The sequence below is a fragment of the Lactobacillus sp. B4026 genome (assembly GCF_026535825.1).
GTDB lineage: Bacteria > Bacillota > Bacilli > Lactobacillales > Lactobacillaceae > Lactobacillus > Lactobacillus panisapium.
Genome location: NZ_JAFNPD010000001.1, coordinates 105902 through 119974, shown reverse-complemented (window position 1 = coordinate 119974; position 14073 = coordinate 105902). Strand labels below are relative to the sequence as shown.

The following is a 14073-nucleotide window of genomic DNA, read 5'->3' as shown; positions in this document are numbered from 1 at the left end:
GTAAAAATTAAATTCTAGTAATAATATCAGTTTCCCACGCAACAAGACTAATTAGCCGAAAACTTTCTTTTATAAATAAAAACTTATTCTTACAAAATATTAATATTTGGTATCGAATATTATTAAAACATTAGCAGTAATCTCAATCAAAGTTAAAACTTTAGTATTTTTTAGCCAATAATTATTAGAAATAAATTAATATGAGATAAATTAAAAATATTTATTTTTTAAGATTTAAAAGCTTAAATCCATGTGAGAGCTTATTGCCTAAAGAATTTTAATTTTGATGCAGAACTAAGTTAACACTACTTTATATCAAAAATTTCTGGTCTATTATACATAATATTTTGTGTTTCAGTTCTAACATTCATATCACTTGATTCGATTATTTCAGAATTCAAAAAATAGTTTCCGTCTTTATAGAAATAAAATTCTTTATGTTTTTCTATATAATAAGTTGCTTCTCGTGAATAACCACATTTTTGTAGCCATATTCGGAATTCATTAGAAGTTCCATATTCCACAAATTCATACCAGTTATTATCCATTCGCTTTAGTCGATGATCTCTCATATATTCTTTTGAAAATCTCAAAAAATAGTTCGATAATTTGAATAATATCTGCGTTTGTAATACCTTTAGCGTATCATTAATAATATAATTTTTATGTTTGCGCGATCCATTATAATCAATTAGCTCTCCATTAACTCTTATTGAGCTTTTCGGATTCTTCTCTTTATATTCAATTGCTTCACTCAATATATTACTTAACCCATAACCTGAAATCCACTGAATTAATATCACTGCATACCATTTTAGCATTCTATATTCCCCATTAGTTTTTTTTCCTAAATCTTTTGGTTCATACTGTTCCCAATTAAATGCTTTAGCAAGTTTTTCTAGAAAAAATACTGTTTCATTGTAATTAGGTCCAACATCCTTATAAATTTTTGGAAAAGATTCATTATTTTCTATTAAAGCTTGCAGTGTCAAAATTTGATCTGGGGAAACATTGATATCATTATCAAAGCTTTTTATTTTATTTTCAAAATAATTCTTATCCAACACTAATTTTATCCGTTGCTCAATATCATCTGATATGAACAATCTGAACCTTTTTCTTACAGCACCTTTTCTATTATTTCTGAGGCTTTGTATATAAATCAACATATATTTTCTTAAAACTAAATACTCAGATTTTGGGTACTTTTCAAACAGATTGCTTAAAGTAAGGTCTCCTCTCAGCAATGAATCAACAATTAGGTCCACTTCTTTTTTCTTTAAGACAGAATTAATAGCTAAATCTTGAGAAGATATTTTAGATTTTAGAAACTTTGAATATTTTTTTTCAACATTCTCTTTAGAATTTGATACAATCAAAAATACATGTCCAAGTATAGAATATTCTAATCGTCCTGTTCTACCAACAAGATTATAAAAATCAATTTGATCCATTGCTTTTTGACCATTTTTTAAACTAGTTATAAACAAATTATCTGCAGGCAGATTTATTCCTTCCATCAGTGTACTAGTACAAAAAATAATCTTGATCTTTCCTCGGCGATATTCTTCCTCAATTTCACTTTTCACGTTTTCAGGTAAATAGCCAACATGATATGCAACGCCTTTTTTCACTAACTCAGCTAAATAATAATCAGAATGAATTTGTTTAGAAATTTTTTCGGATAAATTATTTAGTTCAGTATCCTTTATTACTGGTAATTGATTAGCTAAGTCAATTGCTTCTTCAACCGCTTGTTTAGTGCTTCTACAATAAACCAAACTTTGTTTATCTTTTTTTTCTACAAATAAAATTGCTTTTGAAAGATGCTTGCTTTTGAAAGATGTAACTTCAGAAAAATTTTTTTCTAATGAATTGAAGCAACTAATTTTCATTTTATTATAGTCTATTTTGAAAAAAAGTTGGTTTACTGGAGAAAATCTAATATGTTTTGCATATTCATTTTGTTTTTTCTTATTAATAAGTTTTAAATATACTTCCGGGTTTGGAATATTTGGTGATGCAAAAGATATGAGTGGTCTGTCATGTCTTTTTTGCAAAAGGTCAATTATTTGATAATAAAAAGTACTCCTATAATCATTCTTTGACATACGCTGAGATTCATCGATAAAAACATAAGCCAACTTAAAATCAATGGGGCTATTAAGTAGATACATCATTCTTTCGGGTGTCATGACAAAAATATGATTACTTTTATCATGATCCGAAATCTCATTTACGGATCTTATTACTTTATAATTTTTCGATTTTAATAGAGATTTAAGATCATTTATTATTTTAGAATACGTTTCATTTATTAATGCCTTGGTAGGAACTATAAATGCGAAATCATTGGTTTCTCCCGTTTTTATCTTAAATTTTATAAACATCCTCATTATAAAAGATTTTCCCATCGACGTTGGAGCAGAATAACTGACAAAATCATTTTCTAATTTATCAAATATTTCTTTTTGAGATTCAATAAATTTTAAATTCTCGGATCCAGGAATCTTTAAATAATCTTCTTGATACTTTTCAAGTATATAATTCATCAAATAGTCGCCTTCTATTTTTCTATTTTGACTATTAGATTGCTTTAATTTTGATAAAGCGAAATAATTATTTAAAGTTTTTAAAATTGCTTTTTCAAAAACCTTAACTTTTTCATTCCTAGGATATAAAGAATCTATCATGGCCATAATACCTTGAGATAAATTATGGTGAAACTCTGATTCCTCTTGTCCCTCTGAATGTGATAATAAATCGGCGAACCTTAAGATATCATTTAAGTCAAAACCTATTTTTGAATTGTTCTTATTAAACAATTTATTACAATATGCCTCTAGTAACTCTTGATACAATTCTAAAAGATAATCATCCTTCTCTAGATTTCTAAATATAAATTCTTCTAATGTTTTATTCAATTTTATTTCCACCTATTATATCGAGCATTATTTTATTGGTATCTTCAATTACTTTATGGAAAGGCAACAGATATACATAATATGAATATTCCTGAAGCTTATAGGAAGTAATTTTTTCATTCAGATAAATAATTAATGTTTTAAGATCCTCCTTTACAGTGGTTTTAACCAATTCACATGCCTCACTTTCTTTTAAAGAAAATAATTTATTTTCTTCAAGTTTCAATGAATAACCTATAAATATTCCGAAAGCATTAGTTCTAAGGTGGTTATTTTTACTAGGTTTAAGAATACCCTCTAAATTACGTAGCTCACTTTCATCAAATTTTTCTTTAAAATTTGTGTCTATGATAAGTGCAGACTCTGTAAAGCCACTGTTCACTATTTTTGAAACTTTTGTAATTATGTTGTCAACCGCTTTTGTTATAGAATCATATAATTTCGAAGTTCCTAATACTATTTGATAGTTTTGGCCTTCAAGATTATTTAAAAACATACCATCACTTTCTACAAAATTAGAACGCATTTCTAATTTACTCATTAGCTTAGGTGCACCTAAAACATGTTCAAGAAATATATATAACAGTATTTGTCCTAATTCATCATAACTGTAATTTTCTCTTAACTTATTTAAAGCATAAACAAATGCCTTTGAATTAAATTTACCATTAAAATCCTTTCTTGAATAAACATAGTTCAAAATATTGTCACTTATTATTCCCTCAAGTTTCCTATAATCAATTCTATAAGCATTGGAATTTAACAAGTATGCATGAATATTATTTTCATTTGGCACACAAAGTTTTTCATTTGCAATTTCAGTGAATACATTTTCGAAGTCATCACTAATCATAGTTAGTGGTAAGTTTTTTGCTGGTTTTTCTAAATCAATAATCACTTCAATTTCGCCTGGACTATCCATTTTTTGAAATGATTTCTTAGTTATTGTTTTAATTTTTTTGTTTGTTTGCTCATCTTTATTTTCATTTCTTCTAAGAGTATAAATTAAAAAATCAGTTAGTATATCTGAAAGATTGATTTCTTTCTTTCCGATGTATTCAGCCTTGGTATATGAACTTTCAGATCCAATTTTCGTATCGTCATCAATTGAATTATCTGTCTTAAGTTCATAAATCAAGCAGTTAACTAGTTTTTTTCTCTCATTAATGCAGGGTATCAATTGTTTATTTATATCATTTCGAATATCGTCTTTATTTATTTTATTTAGCTGACTGGTAATTTCAATTGGTAGGTTCCTGTTACAACCCTTCATATGACCAGCACATGAAGTGTCAACTTCATAACGAGGAGAAAAAATATTAAATATAATCTGGCATATACTTATCTGTGTTAATGAATTGCTTGACGCCCAAATGTACGTTAAAAATAGACCAAATTTAAGTTTGTATTCCATTTCCCCTCCATATTTTTCCTATTTAATATATATAAATTATGGTACAAGTACCCAAATTTGTTGTCAACTTTATATCCATATATAAACTTTAAAAGTGGAATAGAAAATGGAATACTTTGGATCATTTTTGCCATATTTTTTTGTTACTTATTATTTTATTATTTTTCTAAAGTCAAATATACAATTAGACGTGATTGTTTTCCGTTAGCTTGACTTTTTAAATTATTATACTTAGCTATTTAGCGGAAAGATATGCTAATTTTTCACAAGGAGAATTAAATGAAATTCCATATATTTATTACTTTTATAACAAAATTGTTATATTGGTTTCTAGGGGATATCAATAATCAATTATATGTTTTAATTACATACATACTTCTAGACTACTTAGTAAATGTTTTCTGCGTGATTATTAAAGCTAAGCCGATCGAGGCAATTAATTTATCTGCTATTTTTCGTAAGATATCAATTTTAATCATAGTTGGATCTGTGCATCTTTTAGAAACTTATATTATTAAGTCGAATATTTTTTTACGATCTTTTATTTTGCAAATTTATTCAACTCAACAGTTTTTTTCTTTGCTCAACAATATAAATTGTCTAGGATTACCTATAGTAAATCGACTAAGTAACAAATTAAAATACCTGCTCTATATATTTTTTTTATGATAGAGCGGTATTCTTCTATACTGGTCAAATGGCTTGGGCAGGTTGGTTTCCGTTAAATTGGATAGACATGATTATTTTCACAACTGAGTTCATTGTGATCTTTTTGATAATTTGGACTTTTTATTACTGGAAAGCTGCCCGAGAAATAAAGCGCATTAATCAAAAAATCAAAAAGCAGTAATTATTAAGAAATATGATTGCCCTAGTAGATTGCTCATGGGTTCTGGCATGCTAAAACAGTTTTAATAAGATTAAGAAACTTACATTAAGGTACCTACTAAATCTATTACGATTCGTTTCAATAAAAATCTACTTAATCTGATTTACGAGCAGGCCAACTTAGCTAGTAAAACTACTACTGAATTTATTTATAATCCACTGTTAGATAAACTCGAAAATGGCTTTGATTATCATCCACTAATAATGAGGCTAGGATAAGCAATTTTTTCACCAAAGGCTAAAGTAGTCTGAGAACAGTAAAACTGAGGCAAACGGCATCCTAATCAACTTTGATAATTGGATTAATGAAATCAACGCCTCCTCTTATAAAACAAAGAAGTTGAACTTCCTTCGTCGGATGTTCAACTTTTTTGTTGTTTGCTTAAACTCGGCAAGTGCCGACTGTAAGTCATTGATACTTTTCCAGCTCTTTTTCTACCTCTTTGCCATATTCGGGCATCCCCAGCAAGTAGAAATTCTGCATACCCGCTTTAACTTTGACCAGATAATTTTGGTCTTGATCTTTGTCCTTTACATGATTGCCTTTTTGCTGCTTGTTACCGACAATAGTAGCTGAAACTTGATTTTAGCAGTCGTCCGAAATGTTTTAGTCTCATCAATGGGTATTTTAAATGCCATTTTAGTAATTGACGGCTCGCCCGACTTCGGCTATTTTTTAAGTATTACTAGTGCCACAAAGGTTAACCATTCCTTATATGTAATTTTAACGGCCTTCGCCGTTACCTTGGCTCTTATGCTAAAAATTTATAAGAAAAAGCAGATAATTGCAGCAGCCGACTGATCAAATTTTTTAAATTAAGAATCATTAGTAGCTGTCGTAATCACCATATGCTAATATGTAGTTACGAGGTGATATGATGTTAAAACTAACAGGAAACTCTAAATTTTTTAAAGCAGGTAATTCATTTGGTCTTAGGTTAACAAAAAGTGATCAAGAAATTCTGCAGGCTAAGCCTGGTGATGAATTTGAAAAAACAATTTCACCAGACGGACAGACAATTACCTTCCGTAAGAAACAAACAGTAAGCTCCAACACTCAGAATATGATTAAACAATTATTTAATGAAAATAAAGAATTAATGGAGCGCCTGAAAGAAGAATGATTTACTTAACCACAGCGGAAATTATTGCTATTAATAAATATGTTCTTGAAGGAGTTGGTCAAAGTTACCAAGGCATCCAATACCCTGAAGGCCTTTCTTTAGTCATTGAACAACCGCAAATGGTTGTTTTTGGGCATACACTTTACCCAACTATTTGGTTAAAGGCAGCTTACATTATGCAAAAAATTACTAAAAAACATATTTTTGTTGACGGTAATAAACGAACAGCTTTTTTGGCAACACTATTATTTCTCAAAAAGAACGGCTATGAAACACACTTAACAGCTGACGAAGGCGAAGCACTAATAATGCAAGTTACGCTTGCTAATGATTCTGAAGACGAAATGATGAAAATATCTGAGGTCCTTAAATTGCACAGTACTAAAACTAATAATTAGCACCACATTTTATATATTTGGTGTTTTTATTTTGCACTTGATTTTTACGAGAAGTATAAGCAGCCAAACAAAAAATGCATAGTCTATGATATGAACCCCGAACTTAGGACAACTTCGAGGTTTTTATTATGGCTAAATTATCTAAGCAAGATAAAATTGAAATCTTCAATTTTGGGCGGAATTATCAACTTGGGCCTAAAGGATTGGGTTGACGTTATGGCATTAATCCTGCTAACATTATGTATTTGCTTGCCCTCATTAAACATCACGACCTAGCTATTTTAGACCAGCCTTTAAAACCTTGCGCAGCCAATATCAAGAACACGGAAACGAGGTCTTCAAAGCCATTACCACCGATAATGGTTTTGAATTTGCGAATCTAGCCCAGTTAGAACAAATAACACAGACACTGGTTTACTATGCGCACTCTCACACTCTTCTTGTGATAAAGGCGGGATTGAGCGACATAACCGGTTAATTAGAGGCTTTATCCCCAAAGGCAAATATGTCAAGGATTATGACTTAATGCAAATCTATGACATTGAAGAATGGTGCAATAACCTGCCGGGCAAGATTTTAGCCTACCACACCCCCGATGAATTATATGAAAGAAGATTAGATTACATTTACCAAATCAAATAAGGTGTTCTACTTAAAATTGCAATTTTCGATTTTTATTTTTAACAAGTAAATTAGTAATATTTTTATAGCTCTCTTCATTGGAGAACTTTTTATGCTTATTAGATTATCTAAAGAAGAGAACATGCTATATGATCACACCCATTATTTTGCTTTAATCGCTTGCTATCGACATTTTCAGAAAAGATATAAACAGTCACTAAACCAGATGTTACAAGAATTTTAAAATTAGTTCGATTATATATGAAAAAATAGCTTATGAAATCAGTGATGCCACTTTTGGTATGCACATATTAAGTGAATAAATAAATATTCATAATTATCAATTTCAGCTTTCCACAAAGCACAACTTTCAAGTTATAAAATGCCAAAAATGTACCCTTTCCCATCATCAAAATCGGAAAAGGTACACTTTTAATCATTGTTAAATGCAGCCAGACCGCAATTTACCACCTATTTTTCAGTCCGTTCCAGCACCGTTTCCGCCTCCACGTGCCGCTAACTAAGTTGGACAATTACTTTTGCTCAATATAAAGCATTGTATTTGTTAACTTGATTTCACAATTTCAAATATTGGCCCGTTTTAGGGATAAATGGCAAGTACCTCATTTATGAAGGTCGAGGAATATTGATGCTTTAAAAAGCATAGTAGAACGCATCTGCATTCTATTATGGTATAATATCATTAACATATCTGAGGAGGTCTAAACATGGCAAATGCTACTAAATCTACTACCATTCGTTTTGATGAAGACGTTTTAAACCTGATTCATAGACAAGCAAATCTTGATGGCCAAACTTCTACCGAATTTATGCGTAATGCTGTTCTAGAAAAGCTCGCGGATAGTCTTGACTACCAAGATGCAGTCAAAAACATCCGCGAATCTCACGGCCAAACTGTATCTCGTGATGATGTTAAGAAGCAATTAGGTCTTTGATTATGCGATACACGTGGTCATTCAATCAAAAAGCGCTGAAAGATTTCAAGAAAAGTCTTGATAAGCCTGTTCAGCGGCGAATTATTAATTGGCTCGACAAACATGTTGAAGGGTCAGATAATCCACGCATTTGGGGTAAGCCCCTAGAAGGTGAACTTGGTACTTTATGGCGTTACCGGGTTGGTAGTTATCGCATCATTGCTGATATTCAAGACGAAGTTTTTACCGTTATTGTCGTAAAGGCAGGTAAAAGAAATGACGTCTACAAACGAAAAAGGTAAGCTAACTTTTATCCGCCCTATAGGCCTTAAAAATAAAATATAAGAAGAGCATAGGCTTGGAAGTTAACCCTCTAGATTGGACCAAAATCTATCTGGAGGGTTTTACTATGGTTAAATTTACGGTTGAGCAAAAATTACAAGCTCTTAATTTGCTTAAAGAAGTTTGCAACAGCTGCTCCCTGGAGCAAATAATTGGCGCTGGATCACATCAAACAATTGATACTTGGGATCCGCAATACCGGCATTTTGGGGTGTAGGGCTTAGAAATTCGGCACACACTGCAAAATTATCGTGCTCAATTCAAGCTCCAAGTCTTAAACTGGAGAAAAGAACATGACAAGACCTATCAAGAGCTAGTCACTGATATCAGCGAGTTTCGCTATGGCAAAAAGAGCATGAGCGAACGGCTATACTTTTCACCTTTTAAAGATCTTTACAGTGGTGAAATCATCAGCTACATCATTAGTCAGCGGCCGCAAATCAAGTATGTTCTGGAAGGACTCAAGCAGGTTTTGGCCATCCGGCCTAAACTACCTTACCGCATGACGATTCACAGCGACCAGGGTATCCAATACCAGTCCAAAGCATATTGCCAGACCCTAAAGCAGCACCACGTTTTTCAAAGCGTGTCGCGGCGGGTGGCCTGCCACGACAGACAATAGGGCCTGCGAGAGTCTCTTTCACATCATGAAGGTTGAACAATACAGAGCGACCTTTTTCAAAAACTAGACCAATTGTATACTCAACCGTCAAAAGCAAAAAGTGTACTAATTCCACTCGTGCAAAGAGGAAAAAGTACACTTTTAATTACCGATAAATGCAACCAGTCCGCGATTTATCGCCTATTTTTTAGTCCGTTCCAGCACCGTTACCGCCTCAACATGTGGCGTTTGTGGGAACATATCAACTGGGTCAATGCGGTTAAAATCATAACCCAATTTTTGGAATTCTTGTAAATCACGCACCATGGTAGCTGGATTACAGGAAATATAAACAATCTTCTTGGGACCGGTTTTAACAGCCGCATCGATAAATTCCGGCGTCAAGCCCCTTCTTGGCGGATCAACAAAAATGACATCAGTCTTCATCCCTTTAGCTGCCCACTTCGGCATTACCTCTTCGGCTTTACCGGTCACATATTTGGCATTGTGCAGATCGTTTATTTCAGCATTGTTATTAGCATCCTTGACCGCATCACGCACGCTTTCGATTCCGCGAACGGATTTAACGTGCTTGGCGACCGTCAACCCAATTGTCCCAATACCTGAATAGGCATCAACGACAACATCATCTGGCGTAAGCTCGGCCTTTTTAATTGCCAAGTCATACAATCGCGGCGTTTGCAGTGAGTTGATTTGGAAGAAACTTTCCGGTGAAATTCTGAACTTCACGTCGCCGATTTGATCAGTAATTTGCGGCTTACCAAAAATCAAGTAGTCGACTTTGCCCAAAATTACATTAGTTTTCTTCGGATTGTAATTTAACACAAGGCTGGTCACGCCTTCGATTTCCTTAATCGCTTCCGCAACTTTTGGCAATTGTGGGAAATCCTTATGTAAACAAACCAAGATGACCATAATCTCGCCAGTAGCTTTACTGCGACGAACATCGAGGTACCTTACTTCACCTTCATTATGAATTTCGTCATATGCCGGAACGCGGTACTGACGTAAAACATCGCGAACAGCAACTAAGACGCGGTCAATTTCTGGATCAGTTGTAAAGAAATTGGTTAGCGGCACCAGATCGTGTGAATGACGCCGGAAAAAGCCAATTTCAAGTTGACCGCCAACTTCACGCACGGGTACTTGCGCCTTATTACGGTAACCTGTTTCTTCAGGGCTCGGCAGCGTTTGACCGACTTCCACATTGTCTAAGTGCGCTTTTTGCAATAAATTAACCACTTGATTCCGTTTGAATTCTAGTTGCTTGTCATAGTTGATATGAGCAAGCGAAGCTAGACCAGTTTGTACCCATTGATTAAGCTTAATGTTCACACGGTCGGGACTTTCCTTAATAATTTTTTCGATTTTGGCAAAGGCAAAGTTCTTTTTGACCTTTAAGATTTTGGCATTGACCGTTTCACCTGGTAAAGCGTTAGTGACAAAAACGGTCATCCCTTCGTAATGCGCCACACCCATGGCCTCGTATGATAAGTCAGTAATTTCTAATTCAATAATTTGATTTTTTTCCATTTTTTGTCCTTTTTTACAAACAATTAGTTAACTTCTCTATTTTACTAGAAAAAGCGGAAAAAGTAACATTCCAGGTCATTCTTAACTTTGATTTAATTTAACTAATAGCTCTTCACTCACATCTAAAAATGTGTTAGTTTTATTACTAATCATTTCAACTAGAAAGGACGTTTTTATGAATAATTTTGAAACAAATTCAGATCGGCGCCAAATCCACACTATAAGCGAGACGAACGGCTTTTTAACCAAAATGTATGGTTTTATGGCTGGAGCTGTGTTAATTTCCGCCTTAGCTGCTTACTTAACCATGACCGTTTTTCGAACTGCCGTCATGAACATGCCAGTATCAATTATGTGGCTAATCCTACTGGTTCCCTTTGCTCTGTCAATGGGAATCAGCTTTAAGGCCGACCGCAACCCGGTAGCTAGTCTGGTAATGTTAGGCGTTTTAGCGGTAATTTATGGTTTCGAGTTTGCACTAATTGCTGGTTTTTACACCGGTACGCAAATTACCACTGCCTTTATTTCATCAGCAGCGGTTTTTATTGCAATGGCCGTGTTTGGCACTATTACCAAAAAAGATTTATCTAACTGGAATTCTTATCTAAGTGCTGCACTCATTGGCTTTTTAGTAGCTTGGATTGTCAACATGTTTTTGCATAATCCAGCCATTACTTATATCTTTTCATTCATTGGTGTTATTATTTTTACCGGTCTAACCGCTAGTGATGCTAATAAAATGAAAATCATTTATAACAATTATGGTGATCAGGTCGCAGAAACTGGCTTAGCTGTCCTTGGTGCCCTGCAGTTGTACCTCGACTTTGTCAATATTTTCATGTTTTTACTTGAAATCTTTGGCGGAACAGGCAGCAATAACAACTAATTAGCTGCAGTTAGTTATAATGAAGTTACCCCCTCCGGATTAGAATGTATTGTTCTTTTCTGGAGAGGGTTTTTCTTTGCTTCAATATATGGGCTCTTTAGCATTTAGGCTGCAACAATTGTGGCTAACTATAAATCCATTTTAACTAGTAGCTATTCTTTAATATTTTTATTAGAAATAGCTTGAATTATATTACTATTACTCTTATACTTTTCTTCATATTAAAAAAATTAATGACATTATTATACATATGGAGGTAGCAATATGATTGGCTGCAGCAGTTTCACAATGGAAACTAAGGATAAGAAGCACTTTTTATCGCGAACAATGGATTTTATGATGGAAATGGCAGAACAAGTGGTTTTTGTACCAAAACAAAAGACTTTCGCTGTTTCTTACGAAGCTAGACAAGAGATTACTAGTAAACACGCTTTTATCGGTATGGGCAGCCTTGATGATGGTCCGATTACTTGTGACGGGGTTAATGATGCTGGTGTTACTGGCGCCGTCCTTTATTTCCCCGGGTATGCTTCATATCAAGAACAAGCGGCTCCTGGTACCTGGGCAGTTTCTCCTGACAAAATCATTTCGGTAATTTTAGCGCAAGCAGCTTCTTTGGCAGAAGTTAAAGACCTATTTAAAAAGCAGATTACCATTGTTGACGAGGGGAATCCAACTTTAAAAGTTGTCCCCCCTCTTCACTACATTTTCTCCGACACTTCAGGTGCAAGCTTAATTGTGGAACCCCAACAAGATGGCATTCACCTTATTGAAGACTCGATTGGCGTGATGACTAACAGTCCTGACTATCACTGGCATGAGACTAATTTGCGCAACTATTTAGCGGTCACACCTAAGCAACATGATGACGTTGCATTCTTGGGCAAAACCTTGAAGCCATTTAGCCAAGGATCAGGTACATTTGGCTTGCCCGGCGACTTTACGCCAACTTCACGCTTTGTTCGAACAGCCTTTATGAAAAATAATGTTGAGCAGCCAAAAGATGAAATTGGTGCAGTGACTTTGGCTCATCACATTCTCGAATCTGTCAGCATCCCGCGCGGCATTGTAGTAACTCCTGACCAAACATTTGATTTTACCTGCTATGCTGCTTATATTTGTGCAGAATCAAAGACCTATTATTATTCTACTTACGGCAACCAACGGATTAGGTGTGTTCAATTAACCCCAGAACTCGAAGCTGAAACAGATTACCGTGAATTTAAGGTAAATCCTAAAGAAGATATTGAACGACTAAACTAATTTGAGTCGCATAAAGGTATGGCTGATTACAATCATGTTCAGCTATCGGGCAGTTGCTTTTACCACCAAGCGTGATGACTGAATTTATTGATAAATAAAAAGATGAGCATTTATTTTTAAGTGCTCATCTTTTTTGTTTGGCTATTTATTTTAAAACCTGCCCATAAGACTGCATAGCTATATCCGCATTTTAATAAACCCTACCTTAATTTAACTCAATTCCCTTATGGGCTAAATTTTCCAAGCAACTCTGTAAATAGGCATCATCGTGCTCAGGATAAATTGGATCAGTCCAAGGGACAGCCGGCAAGTTTTCATACTTAGAACAATATTGCCCGCGGTAGTATGGGTCGAACCAGTTATTATTTGGGTGATAATGGCGGCGTTCCATTTCGGCTAGCACCAGTAAATGAAATTGATACAATTTATACGGCGAATATTGAAAAACATAATTAACGGTGGCATGAGATTTGCCCCAGCCGCGTCCACGTAAAGCGGCAATTTCACGATGCTGTCCTAATAATTGTTGGCGCGGTAATTGCCAAATTAAATCTTGGTGCCATAATCTCATGATTCCTCATTCCACTCCTGCATTAAACGCGAGTTTAGTAAATAAGCAACTTGATACTTTTCAGTTAAGCGGCTTAAAAACGGTCCTAATTTATCAGTTTGCGGTGATAATTCTTGCAGTAGCCGTAAATAAGTTTGTTTTTCTTCAGTCGTCGCAATTTTCTTAAAGTAACCCCAAACATGCTGGTAAGCATTAGTTAACGTTTTAACTGTTGGCTGCTCACTGGCCGCTTTTGCCAGTAAGTGCTCAAATTCAGCATTTTTTGCATCTGACCAATCGTTATTTTTGGCTAGCAATCTAATCCGCTCGTAATATGCTTGCGAATGAGCCATTACCCAGTACTTGTTATAAGCCCATTTTTCTTGCCATTTATCCATTTTTCTTGCCTCGGCTTTTGATATTTTTTAGTAAGAAACTAACTTTAATTGCATTTTATTACTAAGTACCATTTTCAAACAAATAATTTACCTTAACCTAGCCAATTTTGCCCAAGAAAAAATTGGTCCAAAAGTCCATATTCTTGCTTCCCAAAACATTGTTGCAGTAAGTCTC

General features: G+C 34.1%; 16 protein-coding genes and 1 pseudogene. 12 read left to right on the top strand and 5 right to left on the bottom strand.

Features of this window, described 5'->3' with window-relative positions:
- Nucleotides 1-305 precede the first annotated feature (305 nt).
- Nucleotides 306-2924: a DEAD/DEAH box helicase gene (locus J3U69_RS00730; protein WP_267412716.1), complete on the bottom strand. Its 2619-nt coding sequence runs from the start codon at nt 2922-2924 to the stop codon at nt 306-308.
- The gene (locus J3U69_RS00725) at nt 2917-4338 is read right to left on the bottom strand and encodes a DUF1837 domain-containing protein (RefSeq protein WP_267412715.1); all 1422 of its coding nucleotides are present in this window, start codon (nt 4336-4338) and stop codon (nt 2917-2919) included. The genes J3U69_RS00730 and J3U69_RS00725 overlap by 8 nt, the downstream gene beginning before the upstream one ends.
- A 279-nt stretch (nt 4339-4617) precedes the next feature.
- Between J3U69_RS00725 and J3U69_RS10425 the strand changes: the two genes are divergently transcribed.
- The 10 genes and pseudogenes from J3U69_RS10425 (at nt 4618) to J3U69_RS00685 (ending at nt 9268) form a co-directional block, all read left to right on the top strand.
- Nucleotides 4618-5007, top strand: a complete 390-nt coding sequence (locus J3U69_RS10425) for a phage holin family protein (RefSeq protein WP_416381928.1) — start codon at nt 4618-4620, stop codon at nt 5005-5007.
- On the top strand, nt 4991-5188 hold the full coding sequence (locus J3U69_RS10420) for a DUF3021 family protein (RefSeq protein ID WP_416381931.1): 198 nt from the start codon (nt 4991-4993) through the stop codon (nt 5186-5188). The genes J3U69_RS10425 and J3U69_RS10420 overlap by 17 nt, the downstream gene beginning before the upstream one ends.
- Before the next feature lie 618 nt (nt 5189-5806).
- The gene (locus J3U69_RS00720; RefSeq protein ID WP_267412714.1) at nt 5807-6028 is read left to right on the top strand and encodes a hypothetical protein; all 222 of its coding nucleotides are present in this window, start codon (nt 5807-5809) and stop codon (nt 6026-6028) included.
- 76 nt (nt 6029-6104) lie between these two features.
- A complete protein-coding gene (locus tag J3U69_RS00715) occupies nt 6105-6350 on the top strand; it encodes a hypothetical protein (protein ID WP_267412713.1) in 246 nt (81 codons plus the stop codon).
- Nucleotides 6347-6748, top strand: a complete 402-nt coding sequence (locus tag J3U69_RS00710; RefSeq protein ID WP_267412712.1) for a type II toxin-antitoxin system death-on-curing family toxin — start codon at nt 6347-6349, stop codon at nt 6746-6748. The genes J3U69_RS00715 and J3U69_RS00710 overlap by 4 nt, the downstream gene beginning before the upstream one ends.
- 289 nt (nt 6749-7037) lie before the next feature.
- A pseudogene (locus J3U69_RS00705) lies at nt 7038-7390 on the top strand (IS30 family transposase); the annotation flags it as partial.
- Nucleotides 7391-8097: 707 nt separating this feature from the next.
- The gene (relB, locus tag J3U69_RS00700; RefSeq protein WP_220269304.1) at nt 8098-8325 is read left to right on the top strand and encodes a type II toxin-antitoxin system RelB family antitoxin; all 228 of its coding nucleotides are present in this window, start codon (nt 8098-8100) and stop codon (nt 8323-8325) included.
- A 2-nt stretch (nt 8326-8327) separates the two neighbouring features.
- Nucleotides 8328-8606: a type II toxin-antitoxin system RelE family toxin gene (locus J3U69_RS00695; protein ID WP_267412711.1), complete on the top strand. Its 279-nt coding sequence runs from the start codon at nt 8328-8330 to the stop codon at nt 8604-8606.
- A 107-nt stretch (nt 8607-8713) separates the two neighbouring features.
- Nucleotides 8714-8863, top strand: coding sequence for a hypothetical protein (locus tag J3U69_RS00690; RefSeq protein WP_267412710.1), 150 nt, complete (start codon nt 8714-8716; stop codon nt 8861-8863).
- Nucleotides 8864-8872: 9 nt separating this feature from the next.
- Nucleotides 8873-9268: a DDE-type integrase/transposase/recombinase gene (locus J3U69_RS00685; RefSeq protein ID WP_323848315.1), complete on the top strand. Its 396-nt coding sequence runs from the start codon at nt 8873-8875 to the stop codon at nt 9266-9268.
- Between the two features lie 180 nt (nt 9269-9448).
- Here J3U69_RS00685 and rlmD read toward each other — a convergent pair whose 3' ends face one another.
- Complete coding sequence (gene rlmD / locus J3U69_RS00680; protein ID WP_267412709.1) at nt 9449-10801, bottom strand: 23S rRNA (uracil(1939)-C(5))-methyltransferase RlmD; 1353 nt, start codon at nt 10799-10801, stop codon at nt 9449-9451.
- A 175-nt stretch (nt 10802-10976) separates the two neighbouring features.
- On the opposite strand from rlmD, the gene J3U69_RS00675 reads away from it, so the two are divergent.
- Both J3U69_RS00675 and J3U69_RS00670 read left to right on the top strand, forming a co-directional pair.
- A complete protein-coding gene (locus J3U69_RS00675) occupies nt 10977-11687 on the top strand; it encodes a Bax inhibitor-1 family protein (protein ID WP_267412708.1) in 711 nt (236 codons plus the stop codon).
- 264 nt (nt 11688-11951) lie between these two features.
- Nucleotides 11952-12950 carry a choloylglycine hydrolase family protein gene (locus J3U69_RS00670; protein WP_220220881.1) on the top strand — a complete coding sequence of 333 codons (999 nt, stop codon included), beginning with the start codon at nt 11952-11954 and terminating at the stop codon, nt 12948-12950.
- A 205-nt stretch (nt 12951-13155) separates the two neighbouring features.
- Here J3U69_RS00670 and J3U69_RS00665 read toward each other — a convergent pair whose 3' ends face one another.
- Both J3U69_RS00665 and J3U69_RS00660 read right to left on the bottom strand, forming a co-directional pair.
- On the bottom strand, nt 13156-13521 hold the full coding sequence (locus J3U69_RS00665) for a TIGR02328 family protein (protein WP_267412707.1): 366 nt from the start codon (nt 13519-13521) through the stop codon (nt 13156-13158).
- Nucleotides 13518-13898 carry a YbgA family protein gene (locus tag J3U69_RS00660; protein ID WP_267412706.1) on the bottom strand — a complete coding sequence of 127 codons (381 nt, stop codon included), beginning with the start codon at nt 13896-13898 and terminating at the stop codon, nt 13518-13520. The genes J3U69_RS00665 and J3U69_RS00660 overlap by 4 nt, the downstream gene beginning before the upstream one ends.
- Nucleotides 13899-14073: the final 175 nt, after the last annotated feature.

Excerpts from the sequence above, each read along its gene's own strand:
- J3U69_RS00725 (WP_267412715.1), bottom strand. The coding sequence starts at position 4,338 with ATGGAATACAAACTTAAATTTGGTCTATTTTTAACGTACATTTGGGCG.
- J3U69_RS10425 (WP_416381928.1), top strand. The coding sequence starts at position 4,618 with ATGAAATTCCATATATTTATTACTTTTATAACAAAATTGTTATATTGG.
- J3U69_RS00715 (WP_267412713.1), top strand. The coding sequence starts at position 6,105 with ATGTTAAAACTAACAGGAAACTCTAAATTTTTTAAAGCAGGTAATTCA.
- J3U69_RS00710 (WP_267412712.1), top strand. The coding sequence starts at position 6,347 with ATGATTTACTTAACCACAGCGGAAATTATTGCTATTAATAAATATGTT.
- relB (WP_220269304.1), top strand. The coding sequence starts at position 8,098 with ATGGCAAATGCTACTAAATCTACTACCATTCGTTTTGATGAAGACGTT.
- J3U69_RS00695 (WP_267412711.1), top strand. The coding sequence starts at position 8,328 with ATGCGATACACGTGGTCATTCAATCAAAAAGCGCTGAAAGATTTCAAG.
- J3U69_RS00690 (WP_267412710.1), top strand. The coding sequence starts at position 8,714 with ATGGTTAAATTTACGGTTGAGCAAAAATTACAAGCTCTTAATTTGCTT.
- rlmD (WP_267412709.1), bottom strand. The coding sequence starts at position 10,801 with ATGGAAAAAAATCAAATTATTGAATTAGAAATTACTGACTTATCATAC.
- J3U69_RS00675 (WP_267412708.1), top strand. The coding sequence starts at position 10,977 with ATGAATAATTTTGAAACAAATTCAGATCGGCGCCAAATCCACACTATA.
- J3U69_RS00670 (WP_220220881.1), top strand. The coding sequence starts at position 11,952 with ATGATTGGCTGCAGCAGTTTCACAATGGAAACTAAGGATAAGAAGCAC.
- J3U69_RS00665 (WP_267412707.1), bottom strand. The coding sequence starts at position 13,521 with ATGAGATTATGGCACCAAGATTTAATTTGGCAATTACCGCGCCAACAA.
- J3U69_RS00660 (WP_267412706.1), bottom strand. The coding sequence starts at position 13,898 with ATGGATAAATGGCAAGAAAAATGGGCTTATAACAAGTACTGGGTAATG.